Raw genomic sequence first — 15,201 nt, forward strand, 5'->3', positions numbered from 1 at the left:
GCACCGGCGGACGCCGGGCCCGTCCCCTTCGCGGGGCGCGGGCCCGGCGTCCGCCGTTCCGCGCCGGCGCCCGCCCCGGTAGCGTGGTCGCATGAGCGAGCAGCGGCACACCCCGGACCGGATCACCGAGCTCGGCCCGGACGACGTCTTCGTCTTCGGCTCCAACGCCCGGGGCGCCCACCTCGCGGGCGCGGCGCGCACGGCCGTCGAGCGCTTCGGCGCCGTCCCGGGCCGGGGGCACGGCCTGCAGGGGCGCTCGTACGCGATCGACAGCATGAGCGGGCTCCCGGAGCTCGAGCGGGAGGCGGCCGCGTTCGTGGCCTTCGCCCGGGAGCACCCCGAGCTGACGTTCTGGCTCACCCGGGTGGGCACGGGCATCGCCGGCCACGACGAGCGGCGGGTGGCCGCCCTGTTCGCCGACGCCCCGCCGAACGTGGTCCGGCCCCGGGGCTGGTGAGCCCCGGGCCGGACCGGCGCTCAGGCGCCCGCGGCGTAGCCCTCGGGGTTGCTCCGCTGCCAGTTCCAGTGGTCCCGGCACATCGTGTCGAGGTCCCGGTCGGCGGACCAGCCCAGCTCGGCCAGGGCCGTCGACGGATCGGCGTAGGACACCGCGGCGTCGCCGGGCCGCCGGTCCGTGATCTCGTAGGGGATGCTGCGCCCGGAGGCCCGCTCGAAGGCGGCGTGCACCTCGAGCACCGAGTAGCCCTTGCCCGTGCCCAGGTTCCAGGTGCGCACCCCGCCGTGCTCGGTGATGTGGTCCAGGGCCCTGAGGTGCCCGTCGGCGAGGTCCACCACGTGGATGTAGTCGCGCACGCCCGTCCCGTCGGCGGTCGGGTAGTCGGCGCCGTACACCTTCAGCTTCTCGCGCCGGCCCACGGCCACCTGGGCGATGAACGGCAGCAGGTTGTTCGGCACGCCCGAGGGGTCCTCGCCGATCCGCCCGGACTCGTGGGCGCCCACCGGGTTGAAGTAGCGCAGCAGGGCGACGTTCCAGGACGGGTCCGACGCGGCGAGGTCCACGAGCATGTCCTCGATGTGCTCCTTGGTCCGCCCGTACGGGTTCTGCGCGTCCATGGGCTGCTTCTCGGTCAGCGGCATCTCCTCGGGGGCGCCGTAGACCGTGGCCGAGGAGGAGAACACGATGGACCGGCAGCCGTGGGCCCCCATGGCGTCCAGCAGGTTGAGGGTGCCGGCCACGTTGGTGCGGTAGTACCACAGGGGCAGCTCGGCCGACTCGCCGACGGCCTTGAGCCCGGCGAAGTGGATCACGGCCTCCGGGCGGTGCTCCGCGAACAGGGCGTCGAGTCCCGCGGGGTCGAGGAGGTCGACCTCCGCGAACGCCTCGACGGCGCGTCCCGCGAGCTCCTCGACCCGCTCCAGCGAGGTCCGCGAGGAGTTCGCGAGGTTGTCCATCACGACGACGTCGTGCCCGGCCCCCAGCAGGGCGAGGACGGTGTGCGAGCCGATGTAGCCGGTTCCCCCGGTGACGAGAATCTTCATGGCCCCAGCGTATCGGCCGGGCCGCGGCGGTCCCGTCAGCGGCTCGCGAGGACCACCACGACGTCGTTGGGCGGGGGAGCGCCCTCCGGGTGCGCCTCGGCGGCGTCCACCCACCCCGGGGCGGGCGCGAAGCGGGCGGTGCGCTGGTCCGCCCGGACCCAGCTGCGCCCGTCGAAGGACACCTCGGCGACGCCCAGCGCGTCCGCCTGCGCGACCGCCCAGTGCGCCGCGGCCCAGCCCGCCGGCTCCCCGGGCGCCGGCACGACCACCCGGTCGCCGTCCGTGCGCGGGGCGGGCACCGCCGTGCGGAACGCGTCGCGGAGGGCGTCGGCCGCCCGGCGCGGGTCCCCGGGGTGCTCGGGGTCGTGGAGCACGCAGTTGAGCGAGCCCTCCGTGGCGCCGGTCAGGCTGCCGGCGAAGGCCCGGGCGAGGCCCTCGTGCCGCGCGTACGCCTCGGGGTGCCCGGAGCGCTGGACCGCCTGCGCGGCGTCGGTGACGGACATCGTCCGGTAGTCGAGCTCGGCGAGGCCGTCGTAGAAGGCGGCCGTGGCGTGGGCCGGGTCCATGATCTGCTCGACCGTGCCCCAGCCCTGGGAGGGGCGCTGCTGGAACAGCCCCACGGAGTCCCGGTCCCCGTAGTCGATGTTGACCAGCTGCGACTCCTGCATCGCGGTCGCCAGGGCCACGACCGCCGCGTACGGGTCGGTGCCGCGCGCCACGGACTCCGCGGTGATCAGGGCGGCGTTGGCGGACTGCTCCGCGGACAGGGCGTGCCGCTGCCGCTGCCCGTCCCCGTCCGTGCTCGCGACCACGCACCGGGGCTCCCCGGCAGAGGGCCGCCCCGCGCGCAGCTCCACGGCCACGAGGACCCCCGCCGCGAGCACGGCGCCGACGAGCAGGAGCACGAACAGCGGCAGCCGCAGCGACCTGCTGCGGCGGCCGGGGACGGGGGAGGACACGGGCGCTCCTGGGCGGACGGGAGGACGGGCGGGGGGCGACGGGCGGGCAGGGACGGGTGGACGGGCGACGCCGCGCAGGGCGGGGCGGGCCCGTCCTGCGCGGCGTCGGGCGGCGGGGCGGGGCCCGACGCGCTCAGTTGGCGTGCAGCGCCGCGTTGAGCTCCACGGTCCCGCCGGCGCGGGGCAGCACCTCGACGGCGCCGGTGAGGGAGTTGCGGCGGAACAGCAGGTTGGACAGGCCCGAGAGCTCCGAGGCCTTGGCCGTGGACCGCTCGCCGTCGGAGTGCACGCTCACCCGGGTGCCGGCGGTGACGTAGAGGCCGGCCTCGACCACGCAGTCGTCGCCGAGGGAGATGCCGACACCGGAGTTGGCGCCGAGCAGCACGCGCTCGCCCACGGTGATCCGCTCCTTGCCGCCGCCGGAGAGGGTGCCCATGATGGAGGCGCCGCCGCCCACGTCCGTGGCGTCGCCCACGACCACGCCGGCGCTGATCCTGCCCTCGACCATGGACTGGCCCAGGGTGCCGGCGTTGAAGTTGACGAAGCCCTCGTGCATCACCGTGGTGCCCTCGGCGAGGTGGGCGCCGAGCCGGATCCGGCTGGCGTCGCCGATCCGCACGCCCGCGGGGACCACGTAGTCCACCATTCGCGGGAACTTGTCCACGCTGTGCACGGTCACGTGCCCGCCGGAGGCCTTCATCCGGAGCAGCGCGAAGGTCAGCTCCTCGGCGAGCACGGGCCCGCGGTCCGTCCAGGCGACGTTGGCGAGCAGGCCGAACACGCCGTCGAGGTTCAGGGTGTTGGGGCGCACGAGGCGGTGGGAGAGCAGGTGCAGGCGCAGGTAGGCGTCCGCGGCGTCGGCGGGCGCGGCGTCGAGGTCGATCGAGGTCTCGACGATCTCGCTGCGGACGTTGCGGTCGGGGTCGGCGGTGGCCGCGAGCCGCAGGTCCGCGTCGAGGGAGGTGTCGACCGCGTCGGAGAGGGACGGGGCGGGGTACCAGACGTCGAGGACGGTGCCCTCCTTGGGGCCCGAGGCCACGACGGTGGCCAGGCCGAGTCCGGAGGCGGGACGAGAGGTGGAAGAAGTCATGGCCTCCATCCTACGGGGGACGCCGGGACGGGGCCGACGGGCGGCTGCGGCCTCCCCGTTATGCTGGCAGCCATGATCGCACCGGAGCTGGACCTCGCCGCGGACCCCGCCGACCTGACGGCCGCCCTCATCGACATCGCGTCCGTCTCGGGCTCGGAGGGTCCCCTGGCCGACGCCGTCGAGGCCGCGCTGCGCCGGCTCCCGCACCTCACCGTGCACCGGGACGGGGACGCCGTGGTGGCGCGCACCGACCTCGGCCGCGCCGAGCGGGTGGTGCTCGCCGGCCACCTCGACACCGTGCCCCTGCCGACCGCGCCCGGCGCCCGGGGGACCGTGCCCGCCACGTGGACGGGGGCCGACGGCGACCGGGTGCTCTACGGCCGGGGTGCCACCGACATGAAGGGCGGCGTGGCCGTCCAGCTCGTCCTGGCCGCGGCCCTGACGGCGCCGAACCGGGACATCACCTACGTCTTCTACGACCACGAGGAGGTCGACGCCGACGCGAGCGGGCTGGGCCGGCTCCAGCGCCACGCCCCCGAGCTGCTCGAGGCGGACTTCGCGGTGCTGCTCGAGCCCACCGACGGGACCGTGGAGGGCGGGTGCAACGGCACGATGCGCTTCCGCATCACCACCACCGGCCGTGCCGCCCACTCGGGGCGGTCCTGGATCGGGGAGAACGCGATCCACAAGCAGGCCGACGTCCTCGCCCGTCTGGCGGCCTACGAGCCGCGGACCGTGGCGGTGGAGGGGCTCGAGTACCGCGAGGGGCTCAACGCGATCCGGATCGGCGGCGGCGTGGCCGGCAACGTGGTCCCGGACACCGCCCACGTGGAGATCAACTACCGCTTCGCCCCGGACAAGAGCCCCGAGGACGCCGTGGCGCACGTGCGGGAGGTGTTCGCCGGCTACGAGATCGAGCTCACGGACCTCTCCCCGGCGGCGCGCCCCGGCCTGGACCGTCCCGCGGCCGCCGCGTTCGTGGCCGCGGTGGGCCAGGAGCCCAAGCCCAAGTACGGCTGGACGGACGTGGCCCGCTTCTCGCAGATGGGCGTGCCCGCCGTGAACTTCGGCCCCGGCGACGCCCTGCTGGCCCACACGGACGACGAGCACGTGAGTGCCGACGCGGTCCGGGAGTGCTGCCGGGCCCTGGCCGCGTGGCTCACGGCCTGAGCGGCGTCAGACGGTCGTCTCCTCGGCGGCCATGGGCCCCTCGGCCGGCTTGGTCCGGCCCGCGGTGCGGAAGCTGAGGAACCGCGACAGCCACGCGGCCAGCAGGGTCAGCAGGTAGTTGATGAGCACGAAGACCAGCGCCACCACGAACAGCGTCTGCAGGATGTTGCCGTCCCCGGAGCCCAGGCGCCGAGCGCTCGCGAGCAGCTCCGGGTAGGTGATGATGTAGCCCAGCGCGGTGTCCTTGAGGATCACCACGAACTGGCTGACCATCGAGGGCAGCATCGCGGTGAGGGCCTGGGGGAGCTCGATCATCCGCAGGGACCGGGAGGGCGTGAGCCCGATGACCAGGCCCGCCTCGCGCTGGCCCTTGGGCAGCTGGTGCACGCCGGAGCGGATGAGCTCGGCGATGACCGACCCGTTGTAGAACATCAGGCCCAGCACCACGGCCCAGAACGGCACGTTGGCGGGCTCGACCAGGCCGGCGCGGCCGATGCCCAGGTAGAAGAAGATCATCATCACCAGCACGGGCACGGCCCGGAAGAACTCGACCACCACGGTGCAGACGAAGCGCACCGGGGCCAGCTGGGAGAGCCGGCCGAGACCGAAGACCAGGCCGAAGGCGATCGAGAGGGCCACCGCCAGCAGCGCGGCCCGCAGGGTCTCCCACAGCCCCGGGAGCAGGAAGTTCTCCCAGGCCCGGGCGGTGAGCAGCGGGGTCCACCGGTCGGCGTCCAGCTGGCCCTGCTCGGCGAGCGCGCCGAGCACGACCCAGGCGAGCGCGGCGATCAGCAGGACTCCCGCCACGTTGAAGAGCAGCGTGAGCCGGCGGGCACGCGGCCCCTGCACGTCGAAGAGGACGTTCTGGGTCTTGGCCATCAGCGCTTCACCGCCAGCTTCCGGGAGGCCCAGGTGGTCAGCAGGCCCACCGGGACGACGATCAGGACGAAGCCGAGCGCCACCACCAGGAAGATCGCGATGATCACGTCCGGGCGGAACTCGATCATGGTCTTCATGAGGGAGGAGATCTCGGTGACCGACGCGGCCGCGGCCACCGTCGTGTTCTTCGTCAGGGCGATCAGGGTGTTGCCGAGCGGGGTGATCGCCCCGCGCAGCGCCTGCGGGAAGACGATCAGCCGGGCCGCGGGCAGGAAGCTCAGCCCGATGGCCCGGGCCGCCTCGGCCTGCCCGGCCGGCACCGTGTTGACGCCGGAGCGGATGGCCTCGCAGACGAAGGCCGCGTGGTAGAGGCTCAGGCCGATCACGGCGTAGAGGAAGAAGTTCCGGTTGAAGTCCGAGGAGAGGTTGATGCCGAGCTGGCTCCACACGCCCAGGACCAGGAACACGAGGATGATCGTCAGCGGCGTGTTGCGGAACAGGTTCACGTACGTGGTGCCGAGCAGCCGCAGGGACGCGATGGGTGAGATGCGCATCAGGGCGATCAGGGCGCCGAGGACCGCCGAGCCGATCGCGGCCCAGAAGGTCAGCTGCAGGTTGACCCAGAACGCGCCCGGCACGTCGTACTGGGCGAACAGACTGGCGAAGTCGGTCAGATAGTCGTTCACGGGAGCTCCCGGGGATCGGGCAGGTCCTGGGTCACGGAAGGCCCCTTCGTCGCGGATCGGTCGGCGTGCTGCGCGGTCGCGGTCCCGTGGCCGGCCGGTCGCCGGCCGGCCACGGGGTGCTCACGCGTCCGGGGTCACTCGCCGCAGGGCTCGGGCTCCGGCGGGTTGAGCTCGGCGTTGTAGGTGTAGTCGGCGCCCTCGGTGTTGGCCGTGACGGCCTCCTCCCAGGCGCCCTCGTCGATCATCTTGGTGATGGCCTCGTTGACGGCCTCGCACTGGTCGGAGCCGTCGGGCAGGCCCACGCCGTAGCGCTCCTCGGAGAAGGTGTTGCCGACCACCTTGAACTTGCCCTGGTTGGCGTCGGTCGAGGCGAGGCCGGCGAGGATGATGTCGTCGGTGGTCACGGCGTCCACCTGGCCGGACTCGAGCGCCGTGAGGCAGTCGGCGTAGCCGGGCTGCTCGACGAGGTTGGCGCCGGGCTGGTCGTCCTTGACCTTCTGCGCGGAGGTCGATCCGGTCACCGAGCACAGGTTCTTGCCCTCGAGGTCGTCGGGGCCGGCGATCGAGGAGTCGTCGGTGCGCACCAGCAGGTCCTGGCCGGCCACGAAGTAGGGGCCGGCGAAGTCCACGGTCTGGTCGCGCTCCTCGGTGATCGAGTAGGTCGCGAAGATCATGTCCACCTGGTCGTTGGAGAGCATGTTCTCGCGGTTGGCGGAGGGGGACTCGACCCACTCGATCTGGTCCTCGGAGTAGCCGAGCTCGGTGGCGACGTACTTCGCGACGTCGACGTCGAAGCCGGTGTACTCGCTGCCGTCGCGGTAGCCGAGGCCGGGCTGGTCGAACTTGATGCCGATCCGCACGGACTCGCCCGAGCCGCCGCCCTCGCCGCCTGCACCGGACCCGCCGTCGTCGCCACCTCCGCACGCGGTGAGGGTCAGGGCCGCGGCCGCGGCCATCGCGGCCAGTCCGAGGGGCTTGCTGCTGCGCATGGTGTGCTCCTTGCTGTGGAGGTGGTGGCGTGGGTCGGAGGGTCGGGGGACGGTCAGTGGCCGAGGATCTTGCCGAGGAAGTCCTGGGCGCGCTCGGAGCGGGGGTTCGTGAAGAACTCCTCGGGGGTGTTCTCCTCGACGATCATGCCGTCGGCCATGAACACCACGCGGTCGGCGGCCTTGCGGGCGAAGCCCATCTCGTGGGTGACCACGATCATCGTCATGCCCTGCTTCGCGAGGGCGACCATGGTGTCGAGGACCTCGTTGATCATCTCGGGGTCCAGCGCGGAGGTGGGCTCGTCGAAGAGCATCACCTTCGGCTCCATGGCCAGGGCGCGGGCGATGGCGACGCGCTGCTGCTGGCCGCCGGAGAGCTGCGCGGGCAGCTTCTCGGCCTGGTTGTCGACCCCCACCCGGGTCAGCAGCTCCATGGCCTGCTTCTTCGCCTCGGCCGCCGACCTGCCCCGCACCTTGACGGGCCCCAGGGTCACGTTCTGCAGGACCGACTTGTGGGCGAAGAGGTTGAAGGACTGGAAGACCATGCCGACGTCGGCGCGCAGCTTCGCGAGGGCCTTGCCCTCCTCGGGCAGCCGCTTCCCGTCGATCAGGATCTCGCCGTCGTCGATGCTCTCGAGCCGGTTGATGGCCCGGCACAGGGTGGACTTGCCGGAGCCGGAGGGGCCGATCACGACCACCACCTCGCCGCGCTTCACCTCCAGGTTGATGTCCCGGAGCACGTGCAGGTCCCCGAAGTGCTTGTTGACGTGCGTCATGCGGACCAGGGCCTCGGCCGTCCCCGCGGTGGAGGAGGCCGGAGCGGCGGCCGGCGGAGTGGCGTGTGACATACCGGAAAGATATCCCAGATTCGTTCCGTGTGATGCCGAACACGTTGCAATCGTGTTAATTGCTTACCCGTCCGTAGAAATGTTGCGGCGCCCCGTCCCGCCCGGCGGCGCATAGCCTGGAGGACATGACCGAGATCCTCGTGGTGCTGTCCGGGCTCGTGCTGCTGCTCACGGTCGTGGGCGTCGTGGTCCTCGGCCGCGACCGCCTCGCCGAGCGGGTCGTGCCCGCCCGGGACGGGATCGCCGTGGCGCGCGCCCCCGGGGCGCCGCTCGTGCTGCCCGAGCACCCGACGGCGGAGGACGTGGAGCGGATCGCGTTCTCCGTACGGCGCCGCGGCTACGACCCCGCGGAGGTCCACGCCGTGCTGGCCCACCTCGCGGACCGGCTGCCGCCGCCGGAGGACCCGCCGTCCCGCCCGGTGCCGGGGGCGTGAGCGGCCGGACGGCCGTGGCCCTCCGGACGGCCGTGGCCCTCCGGTGGACCCGGGCTCCCTGGTGGGCACAGGCCCTGCTGGTCTGGGCGGCTTCCCGGCTCTGGGCCTGGGCCGTGTTCACCACGGTGGGCCGGCAGCAGGGTCCCGGTCCGTGGGGGGACGGCGCCCTGGGCTACCTCGAGTTCACCGGGACCTGGGACTCGGACTGGTACGAGCGCATCGCCCGGGAGGGCTATCCCGCGTCCCTGCCCCGGGACGCGGCCGGGCAGGTGCAGGAGAACGCCTGGGCGTTCTACCCGGTCTTCCCGATGGTCGTGCGGGTGGTCTCGGCGGCCACCGGCGCGGGGTGGGACGCGGCCGCGTCGGCCGTGTCCCTGGCCGCGAGCCTGGGCGCCGTCCTGCTCGTCCACCGGCTGTTCCTCCGGCTCGCCCCTCCGGCCACCGCCCTGTGGGGTGTCGCGTTCGTCGCGTTCAGCCCGGTCGCCCCGGTGCTGCAGGTCCCCTACGCCGAGTCGCTGCACCTGCTGCTGCTCGCGGGCGCCCTGCTGCTGGTGGCCCGGGGGAACCACCTGGCGGCCGCCCCCGTGGTGCTCCTGATGTGCCTGACGCGCCCGGCGGGGGTCCCCTTCGCGGCGGCCCTGGGGATCACGTGGCTCGTGCGCTCCGTGCGCCGGCACCGGGCCGGGGAGCTGCGCCGCGCGGCGGAAGCCGTCGACGGGCTGTTCGGCCTCGCGGTCCTGGCGTGCGGCGCGGCCCTCGCCTGGCCGGCGATCGCGTGGGCCGTCACGGGCGAGCCGACCGCGTACACCGACACCGAGACGGCGTGGCGGGGCGGGGGAGGGCTGGAGCCGGTGGTGCCCTGGTTCGACGCCGCCGCCGGGCTGTTCGGCCCCGTGCTCGGGCTCGCCGCGCCCGTGCTGCTGGTCGCGGGCGGGACGGTGCTGCTGGGCACCCGCGTGGTGCGGGAGCGGCTGGACCTGCTCACGCGCGTGTGGCTGGCGAGCTACGCCGTGTACCTGCTCCTCTTCCTGCACCCCCAGAGCAGCACCTTCCGGCTGCTGCTGCCGCTGTTCCCCCTCGCCCTGCCGCTGGCCGCGGTCTCGGACTCGCGCGCCTACCGGGTGGCCTGCGTGGTGTTCGGCGCGCTGCTCCAGCTCGTCTGGGTCGGCTGGCTGTGGCACTGGAAGCAGCTGCCCGGGGGCGGGGACTACCCGCCCTGATCCCGTCCGCACCCCGCGCCGGGCACGCCGACGCGGACCCCCGGGCGCCGGGGTGGTCCGGGTCCACGGTTGCGGCTCGGATAGGATGGGAGCCACACCAATCGAGGAAGAGGAGTTCCCACATGGCGGCCATGAAGCCGAGAACCGGTGACGGACCGATGGAGGTCACCAAGGAGGGGCGGAGCCTGATCATGCGGGTGCCGCTCGAGGGCGGCGGACGGCTGGTGGTCGAGCTGAAGCCGGCCGAGGCCGCGGAGCTCAAGGAGTGCCTGGCCGGCGTCACCGAGTGACCACCGGCGCGGACGGCCAGCAGCAGCCCGGAGCCGGTCGTCAACAGGGCGGTGCTGAAGCGCTCGTCCTCCCGGAACAGCCGGTGCACGGCCCGCATCGTCCGGGTGTTCTCCTCGCGGTTGGCCGGCTGCGCCACCTTGTCCTGGGACAGGGCGTCGTTGACCACGAGCATCCCGCCCGGGCGCAGCAGCCGGACGGCCTCCTCGGCGTAGTCGAGGGTCCCCTCGGGGTCGGCGTCGAGGAACACGAGGTCGTAGGCGCCGGCGCTCAACCGTGGCATCACGAGGGACGCGCGGCCGGGGATCGTGCGGGTCCGGCTCGTCGGGATCCCGGCCTCCCGGAACGTGTCGCGGGCCGCGCGCAGCGCCCGGATGTCGGTGTCGATCGTGGTCAGCACGGACGTGCCGGGCAGACCGCGCAGCAGGGCGAGACCGGACACCCCGGCCCCCGTGCCCACCTCGACCACGGTGGCGGGCCGGGCCGCCGCGGCGAGCACGGTCAGGGCGGCGGCCGTCCCCGGGGTCACCGGGGGGATGCGCAGGGCGAGGGACCGCTCCCGGGCGCGGTAGGCGAGCTCGTCCTCGGCGGCGAACGCCTCGGCGTACGACCAGCTCGTCGTCTTGTCCGCGCCCATGGTCCGCCCTTCGTCGCTGTAGTGGATGCGCGCCATCCTACCGGCTGGGCCCGTCCGTCCGGCCACCGTCCAGTCGGCATCCAGCTTCCCGGTCGATCATGGAGACGATCACGACGTCTTCCACGGACCTGTTCGCGGGCCTCCTCACGGAGCGGTCCGTGCACCCGCTCCCGACGCCGACCGCGGCACGGGACCGGGCACGGGCCCACCCGGAGCCCGCCGCCCGACCACCGCACGAGGAGGACCGATGCCCCGCCCGGACCGCACCGCGCCGGCCCGCCCCAGCAGCGCGGTGCCCGTGGCCGCGGCCACCGTGAGCGCGGTGCTCACCCTCGTCCTGGGCTCCGGCTACGCGGTCGGGCGCACGGTCGTGATGCAGTCCGCGCACAGCGCCGAGGAGCGGGTGCCGGTCTCGGCGTGGCACGGCACGCACGGGGTGCTGCACGCGGACGAGGTGTCCGCGGACCTGCTGCGCACGGAGGGCTGGACGCTGCCCACCCTGGCCGCGGACGGCTACCGGGTGGGCTCGATGACCCGCGGCACCCTGTCCGGGCACCCGGTCGTGGCCGTCAGGCTGCACCGCGGCGAGGACGAGGTCGTCGTGGTGGAGCAGCGCGGGGGGGTCGACCGCGAGAACCCCATGGACGGACTGACCGGGCTGCCCGTGAGCGCCGAGGGCCTCGAGCGCGTCGCCGTGGAGGGCGTGCCGCTGTGGGTGGACGCCGGGCCGCCGTGGCGGGCGGTGCTCGTCGGGGACGAGGTCGTCTACACCGTCTCGGGGGACTCCGGACCGTCCGCGATGGCCCACACCGTGGGCCTCGTCGTGGCCGACGAGCGGGGGCGCGTGGTGGAGCCGTCCCCGGGGGACCCCGGCGTCGTCGAGACGGTGCTGGTCGGCCTGCGCGAGATCTTCGGCTGACCGGCCACCGGCTCCCGGACTGGTAAAATCACTTCCTGTGCTCGGCATCAACGGCGGCGAAGCGATCATCCTGGTGCTCCTGGCCCTGTTCATCATCGGGCCGGAGCGGCTGCCGGAGTACGCGGAGAAGCTCAAGGAGCTGGTCAAGGCCGCCAAGCGCTACGCGACCGGCGCCACCGAGGAGCTCAAGGAGACCCTCGGGCCGGAGATCGCCGACGTCGACTGGCGCAGGCTCGACCCCCGCCAGTACGACCCCCGCACCATCGTGCGCCAGGCCCTCCTGGAGGACGACGAGCCGGCGGCGCCCGCCGCACCCCGGCCGCGCCCCGGCCCGGTGCTGACCCGCCTGGCCCCCGGCGAACGGGCCCCCTTCGACACCGAAGCCACCTGAGCCGGCCCCCGCACACGCCGAGCGCGGGGCCGGCGGCGCGTCAGCGCGGTCCCAGGCCCAGCGGCCGTCCGGCGAGCCCGCGCGGGCGGGCGCCCATCGCGTCGGCGACGGCACGCAGGGCGACCGCGGCGGGCGAGCCCGGCGCGGACCACACCACCGGGCGGCCGGCGTCCCCGCCCTCGCGCAGGGCGACGTCGAGCGGCACGGCGCCGAGCAGCGGCACGTCGTAGCCGAGCCGCCGGGTCAGGGACTCCGAGATCCGGGTGCCCCCGCCGGCGCCGAAGAGCTCGAGCACGCTGCCGTCCGGCATCGGCATGCCCGCCATGTTCTCCACCACCCCGGCCACCCGCTGGCCGGTCTGCACCGCGAGCGCCCCGGAGCGCTCGGCGACCTCGACCGCCGCCTGCTGGGGCGTGGAGACCACGAGCACCTCCGCGGACGGCAGCAGCTGGGCCACGGAGATCGCGATGTCGCCCGTGCCCGGCGGGAGGTCGAGGAACAGGTGGTCCAGGTCGCCGAAGTGCACGTCCGTGAGGAACTGCTCCACGGCGCGGTGCAGCATCGGCCCGCGCCAGGCCACCGGCTGGTCCGGGTCCACGAACATCCCGATCGAGATGACCTTGAGCACCCCGGGGCGCCCGGTGTCCTCCCGCGCCTCCTCGGGGACGTCCACGACGGGGGGCAGGATCATGTCCCCCACCTGGGTGGGCGCCCGGTCGATGCCGAGCAGCCCGGGCACGGAGAACCCGTGGACGTCGGCGTCCACGATGCCGACCGACCGGCCGCGCGCGGCGAGCGCGGCGGCGAGGTTCACGGTGACCGTCGACTTGCCGACGCCGCCCTTGCCGCTGGTCACCGCGTGCACCCGGGTCAGGGAGGACGGGTCGTTGAAGGGGACGGTCCGGGTGTGGCCCACCCGGTCCTTCAGCGCGGTGCGCTGCTCGGGGGTCATCACCCCGATCTCGACGTCCACGGTGCGCACCCCCGCCACGGTCCCCACGGCGTCCCGGACGTCCCGCTCGATGGTCGAGCGGAGGGGGCAGCCGCTGATCGTCAGCAGCACGTGCACCGCGGCGTGGCCGGCGTCGTCGAGGCGGGCGGAGCGGATCATCCCCAGCTCGGTCACGGGCCGGCGCAGCTCCGGGTCGAGCACGCGGTCGAGCGCCGCGCGCAGGGCGGGGTCGAGGGTCTCGGGGGCGAGGACGTCGTCGGGGCGGGGCTCAGGCACGGGGGTTCCCTCGGGTCTCGGGGGCGGTGGGGCGGTCGGGGTTGCGGCTCCTGCGGCGGGCGCCCCGCCGCGGCGGGGCCCCCGGCTCGTCGGCGTCCGGGGCGTCGTCCTGGGACTCCAGGATCTCCTCGAGCACCGAGCGCAGCTCCGAGCGCACGAAGTCGCGGGTGGCGACGTCGCGCAGCGCGATCCGCAGCGAGGCGATCTCCCGGGTCAGGTACTCGGTGTCGGCGAGGTTCTGCTGCGCCCGGCGGCGGTCCTCCTCCTGGGTCACCCGGTCCCGGTCGTCCTGCCGGTTCTGCGCCAGCAGCAGCAGGGGCGCCGCGTAGGAGGCCTGCAGCGAGAGCATGAGCGTGAGCAGCGTGAAGTTGAGGTCCTTCGAGTCGAACTGCAGCTCCCGGGGGGCGATGGTGTTCCAGCCCAGCCACAGGGCCACGAACACCGTCATCCACAGCAGGAACTGCGGGGTGCCCATGAACCGGGCGAAGCCCTCGGTCATCCGCCCGAAGGCGTCGGGGTTCGGCCGGAACCGGTCCAGCAGTCCCGGCCGGTGCTCGCGCGGCTGGTCGAGGGCGTTGCCGCGGGTGCCGACGCGGGGGCGCCGGGGCTCGCGCTCACTCATACCGCTTGCCCACCTTCCGGATCGGGGTCCCGTCGTCGGCGGTGCGCCAGTCCTCGGGCAGCAGGGCGTCGAGGACGTCGTCGATCGTGATCGCCCCGACCACCCGGTCGTGGTCGTTGACCACCGGGATGATCGTGAGGTCGTAGGTCGCGAGCTCGCGCGCGACGTCCTGCAGGGAGGCGAGGTCGGAGACCGGCTCGAACGAGCGGTCGATGAGGTTGCCCACGGCCTCGGGCGGGGGATAGCGCAGCAGCTTCTGGGTGTGCACCATGCCGAGGTACTTGCCGGTGGGCGTCTCCAGCGGCGGGCGGGAGATGATCACGGCCGCCGCGACCGCGGGGCTGAGCTCCTCCTGGCGGATGTGCGCGAGCGCCTCGGCCACCGTGGCCTCCGGCGGCAGGATGATCGGCACGGGGGTCATGAGCGAGCCGGCCGTGCCCTCCTCGTACTCCAGCAGGCGCCGGACGTCCTCGGCGTCCTCGGGCTGCATCCGCGCGAGCAGCTCCTCGGCCTGGGCCTCGGGCAGCTCGTTGAGCAGGTCGGCGGCGTCGTCGGGCTCCATCTCCTCGAGCACCGTGGCCGCGCGGTCCGGCTCCATGTTGGTGAGGATGTAGACCTGGTCCTCCTCCGGGAGCTCCTCGAGGACGTCGGCGAGCCGGTCGTCCTGGAGCTCGTGGGCGATCTCGAGCATGCGCTTGGCCGACATGTCGTGGAGCTCGTCCGCGAGGTCGGCGGGCTGCTGCTCCTCGTGGGAGGCGACCCACTGGGTGGCCGGCTGGTGGCCCGCGGCGGAGGGGTCCCCCGCGTCCTCCCAGTCGATGATCAGCGTCTCGTTGCGGCGGCGCATCAGGCCCCCGCCCGTGCCGGTGCGGCGCACGAAGAGCTGGGTGATCAGCCAGTCCCCGGTGTTGCGCTTGCGCTCCATCGCCATGTCCTCGACCGTGGCGGAGCCGGAGCCGTCGCGCAGCACCACGGTCCGGTCGAAGACCTCGCCGACGGCGAGGGTCTCCGCGCCGCGCTGCTCGAAGCGGCGCAGGTTCACGAGCCCCGTGCTGATGATCTTCTCCGCGTCGATGCTGGTCACGCGGGTCATCGGCACGAACACCCGCTTCTTGCCGAGGACCTCCACCACGAGGCCGACCACGAGGGGCCGGCGGGAGGAGCGGCCGTACCGGGAGCTGCCGCGCATGAGCACGACGACGTCGCGCAACCGCCCCAGACGGTCCCCCAGGGGGTCGAACACGTCGAGGCCGATCAGGCGCGCGATGAAGATCTTGTCGATGTGGCTGCTCACCGTACAAGACTACCCACCGGCTCCCCGGGCACCTTCCGGGGGCCGAGGCC

The 15,201-nt window shown here is 73.8% G+C and carries 17 protein-coding genes and 1 pseudogene; 7 read left to right on the top strand and 11 right to left on the bottom strand.

What is annotated here, in order from left to right; translation table 11 throughout:
* The first annotated feature begins 91 nt into the window (after positions 1 to 91).
* Positions 92 to 457 (top strand): A1S_2505 family phage non-structural protein, encoded by a 366-nt coding sequence (locus tag EQG70_RS06405; RefSeq protein ID WP_017833404.1) that lies wholly within the window; start codon positions 92 to 94, stop codon positions 455 to 457.
* A gap of 20 nt (positions 458 to 477) precedes the next feature.
* On the opposite strand, the gene galE is transcribed toward EQG70_RS06405, so the two are convergent.
* The 3 genes from galE to dapD all read right to left on the bottom strand — a co-directional run bounded on the left by galE (position 478) and on the right by dapD (position 3,558).
* Positions 478 to 1,500: a UDP-glucose 4-epimerase GalE gene (galE, locus tag EQG70_RS06410; protein WP_017833405.1), complete on the bottom strand. Its 1,023-nt coding sequence runs from the start codon at positions 1,498 to 1,500 to the stop codon at positions 478 to 480.
* Positions 1,501 to 1,535: 35 nt separating this feature from the next.
* Positions 1,536 to 2,459, bottom strand: coding sequence for a hypothetical protein (locus EQG70_RS06415; RefSeq protein WP_109268081.1), 924 nt, complete (start codon positions 2,457 to 2,459; stop codon positions 1,536 to 1,538).
* Between the two features lie 133 nt (positions 2,460 to 2,592).
* On the bottom strand, positions 2,593 to 3,558 hold the full coding sequence (gene dapD, locus EQG70_RS06420) for a 2,3,4,5-tetrahydropyridine-2,6-dicarboxylate N-succinyltransferase (protein ID WP_031282996.1): 966 nt from the start codon (positions 3,556 to 3,558) through the stop codon (positions 2,593 to 2,595).
* Positions 3,559 to 3,609: 51 nt separating this feature from the next.
* Between dapD and dapE the strand changes: the two genes are divergently transcribed.
* A complete protein-coding gene (gene dapE, locus EQG70_RS06425; RefSeq protein WP_017833408.1) occupies positions 3,610 to 4,719 on the top strand; it encodes a succinyl-diaminopimelate desuccinylase in 1,110 nt (369 codons plus the stop codon).
* A 6-nt stretch (positions 4,720 to 4,725) separates the two neighbouring features.
* On the opposite strand, the gene EQG70_RS06430 is transcribed toward dapE, so the two are convergent.
* The 4 genes from EQG70_RS06430 to EQG70_RS06445 form a co-directional block, all read right to left on the bottom strand.
* Positions 4,726 to 5,598, bottom strand: coding sequence for an amino acid ABC transporter permease (locus tag EQG70_RS06430; RefSeq protein WP_017833409.1), 873 nt, complete (start codon positions 5,596 to 5,598; stop codon positions 4,726 to 4,728).
* Positions 5,598 to 6,284, bottom strand: a complete 687-nt coding sequence (locus EQG70_RS06435; protein WP_017833410.1) for an amino acid ABC transporter permease — start codon at positions 6,282 to 6,284, stop codon at positions 5,598 to 5,600. Before EQG70_RS06435 ends, EQG70_RS06430 begins: the two co-directional genes overlap by 1 nt.
* Before the next feature lie 134 nt (positions 6,285 to 6,418).
* Positions 6,419 to 7,273, bottom strand: a complete 855-nt coding sequence (locus tag EQG70_RS06440) for a glutamate ABC transporter substrate-binding protein (RefSeq protein WP_017833411.1) — start codon at positions 7,271 to 7,273, stop codon at positions 6,419 to 6,421.
* Positions 7,274 to 7,326: 53 nt separating this feature from the next.
* Positions 7,327 to 8,055, bottom strand: a complete 729-nt coding sequence (locus tag EQG70_RS06445; protein WP_031282997.1) for an amino acid ABC transporter ATP-binding protein — start codon at positions 8,053 to 8,055, stop codon at positions 7,327 to 7,329.
* Between the two features lie 188 nt (positions 8,056 to 8,243).
* On the opposite strand from EQG70_RS06445, the gene EQG70_RS06450 reads away from it, so the two are divergent.
* The 3 genes from EQG70_RS06450 (at position 8,244) to EQG70_RS06460 (ending at position 10,062) form a co-directional block, all read left to right on the top strand.
* Complete coding sequence (locus EQG70_RS06450; RefSeq protein WP_035927412.1) at positions 8,244 to 8,552, top strand: DivIVA domain-containing protein; 309 nt, start codon at positions 8,244 to 8,246, stop codon at positions 8,550 to 8,552.
* A complete protein-coding gene (locus tag EQG70_RS06455) occupies positions 8,549 to 9,772 on the top strand; it encodes a hypothetical protein (protein ID WP_017833414.1) in 1,224 nt (407 codons plus the stop codon). Before EQG70_RS06450 ends, EQG70_RS06455 begins: the two co-directional genes overlap by 4 nt.
* Before the next feature lie 122 nt (positions 9,773 to 9,894).
* Entirely contained in the window at positions 9,895 to 10,062 is a 168-nt protein-coding gene (locus EQG70_RS06460) for a DUF3117 domain-containing protein (RefSeq protein WP_017833415.1), read from the top strand.
* A gap of 8 nt (positions 10,063 to 10,070) precedes the next feature.
* Here EQG70_RS06460 and EQG70_RS06465 read toward each other — a convergent pair.
* A pseudogene (locus EQG70_RS06465) lies at positions 10,071 to 10,697 on the bottom strand (O-methyltransferase); the annotation flags it as partial.
* A gap of 247 nt (positions 10,698 to 10,944) precedes the next feature.
* Between EQG70_RS06465 and EQG70_RS06470 the strand changes: the two are divergent.
* Together EQG70_RS06470 and EQG70_RS06475 are read left to right on the top strand one after the other, a co-directional pair.
* Complete coding sequence (locus EQG70_RS06470) at positions 10,945 to 11,616, top strand: hypothetical protein (RefSeq protein ID WP_017833418.1); 672 nt, start codon at positions 10,945 to 10,947, stop codon at positions 11,614 to 11,616.
* A 37-nt stretch (positions 11,617 to 11,653) separates the two neighbouring features.
* Positions 11,654 to 12,007 carry a twin-arginine translocase TatA/TatE family subunit gene (locus EQG70_RS06475; protein ID WP_017833419.1) on the top strand — a complete coding sequence of 118 codons (354 nt, stop codon included), beginning with the start codon at positions 11,654 to 11,656 and terminating at the stop codon, positions 12,005 to 12,007.
* A gap of 40 nt (positions 12,008 to 12,047) precedes the next feature.
* On the opposite strand, the gene EQG70_RS06480 is transcribed toward EQG70_RS06475, so the two are convergent.
* Genes EQG70_RS06480 through EQG70_RS06490 form a run of 3 tightly spaced genes read right to left on the bottom strand, consistent with a single transcriptional unit; the run spans position 12,048 to position 15,151 of the window.
* The gene (locus EQG70_RS06480; protein WP_109268080.1) at positions 12,048 to 13,235 is read right to left on the bottom strand and encodes an Mrp/NBP35 family ATP-binding protein; all 1,188 of its coding nucleotides are present in this window, start codon (positions 13,233 to 13,235) and stop codon (positions 12,048 to 12,050) included.
* Entirely contained in the window at positions 13,228 to 13,857 is a 630-nt protein-coding gene (locus tag EQG70_RS06485; protein WP_017833421.1) for a DUF1003 domain-containing protein, read from the bottom strand. Before EQG70_RS06485 ends, EQG70_RS06480 begins: the two co-directional genes overlap by 8 nt.
* Positions 13,850 to 15,151 (bottom strand): magnesium transporter MgtE N-terminal domain-containing protein, encoded by a 1,302-nt coding sequence (locus EQG70_RS06490; RefSeq protein WP_017833422.1) that lies wholly within the window; start codon positions 15,149 to 15,151, stop codon positions 13,850 to 13,852. Before EQG70_RS06490 ends, EQG70_RS06485 begins: the two co-directional genes overlap by 8 nt.
* Positions 15,152 to 15,201 lie beyond the last annotated feature (50 nt).

Origin of the sequence: Kocuria rosea, from assembly GCF_006094695.1 — a bacterium.
Lineage (GTDB): Bacteria > Actinomycetota > Actinomycetes > Actinomycetales > Micrococcaceae > Kocuria > Kocuria rosea.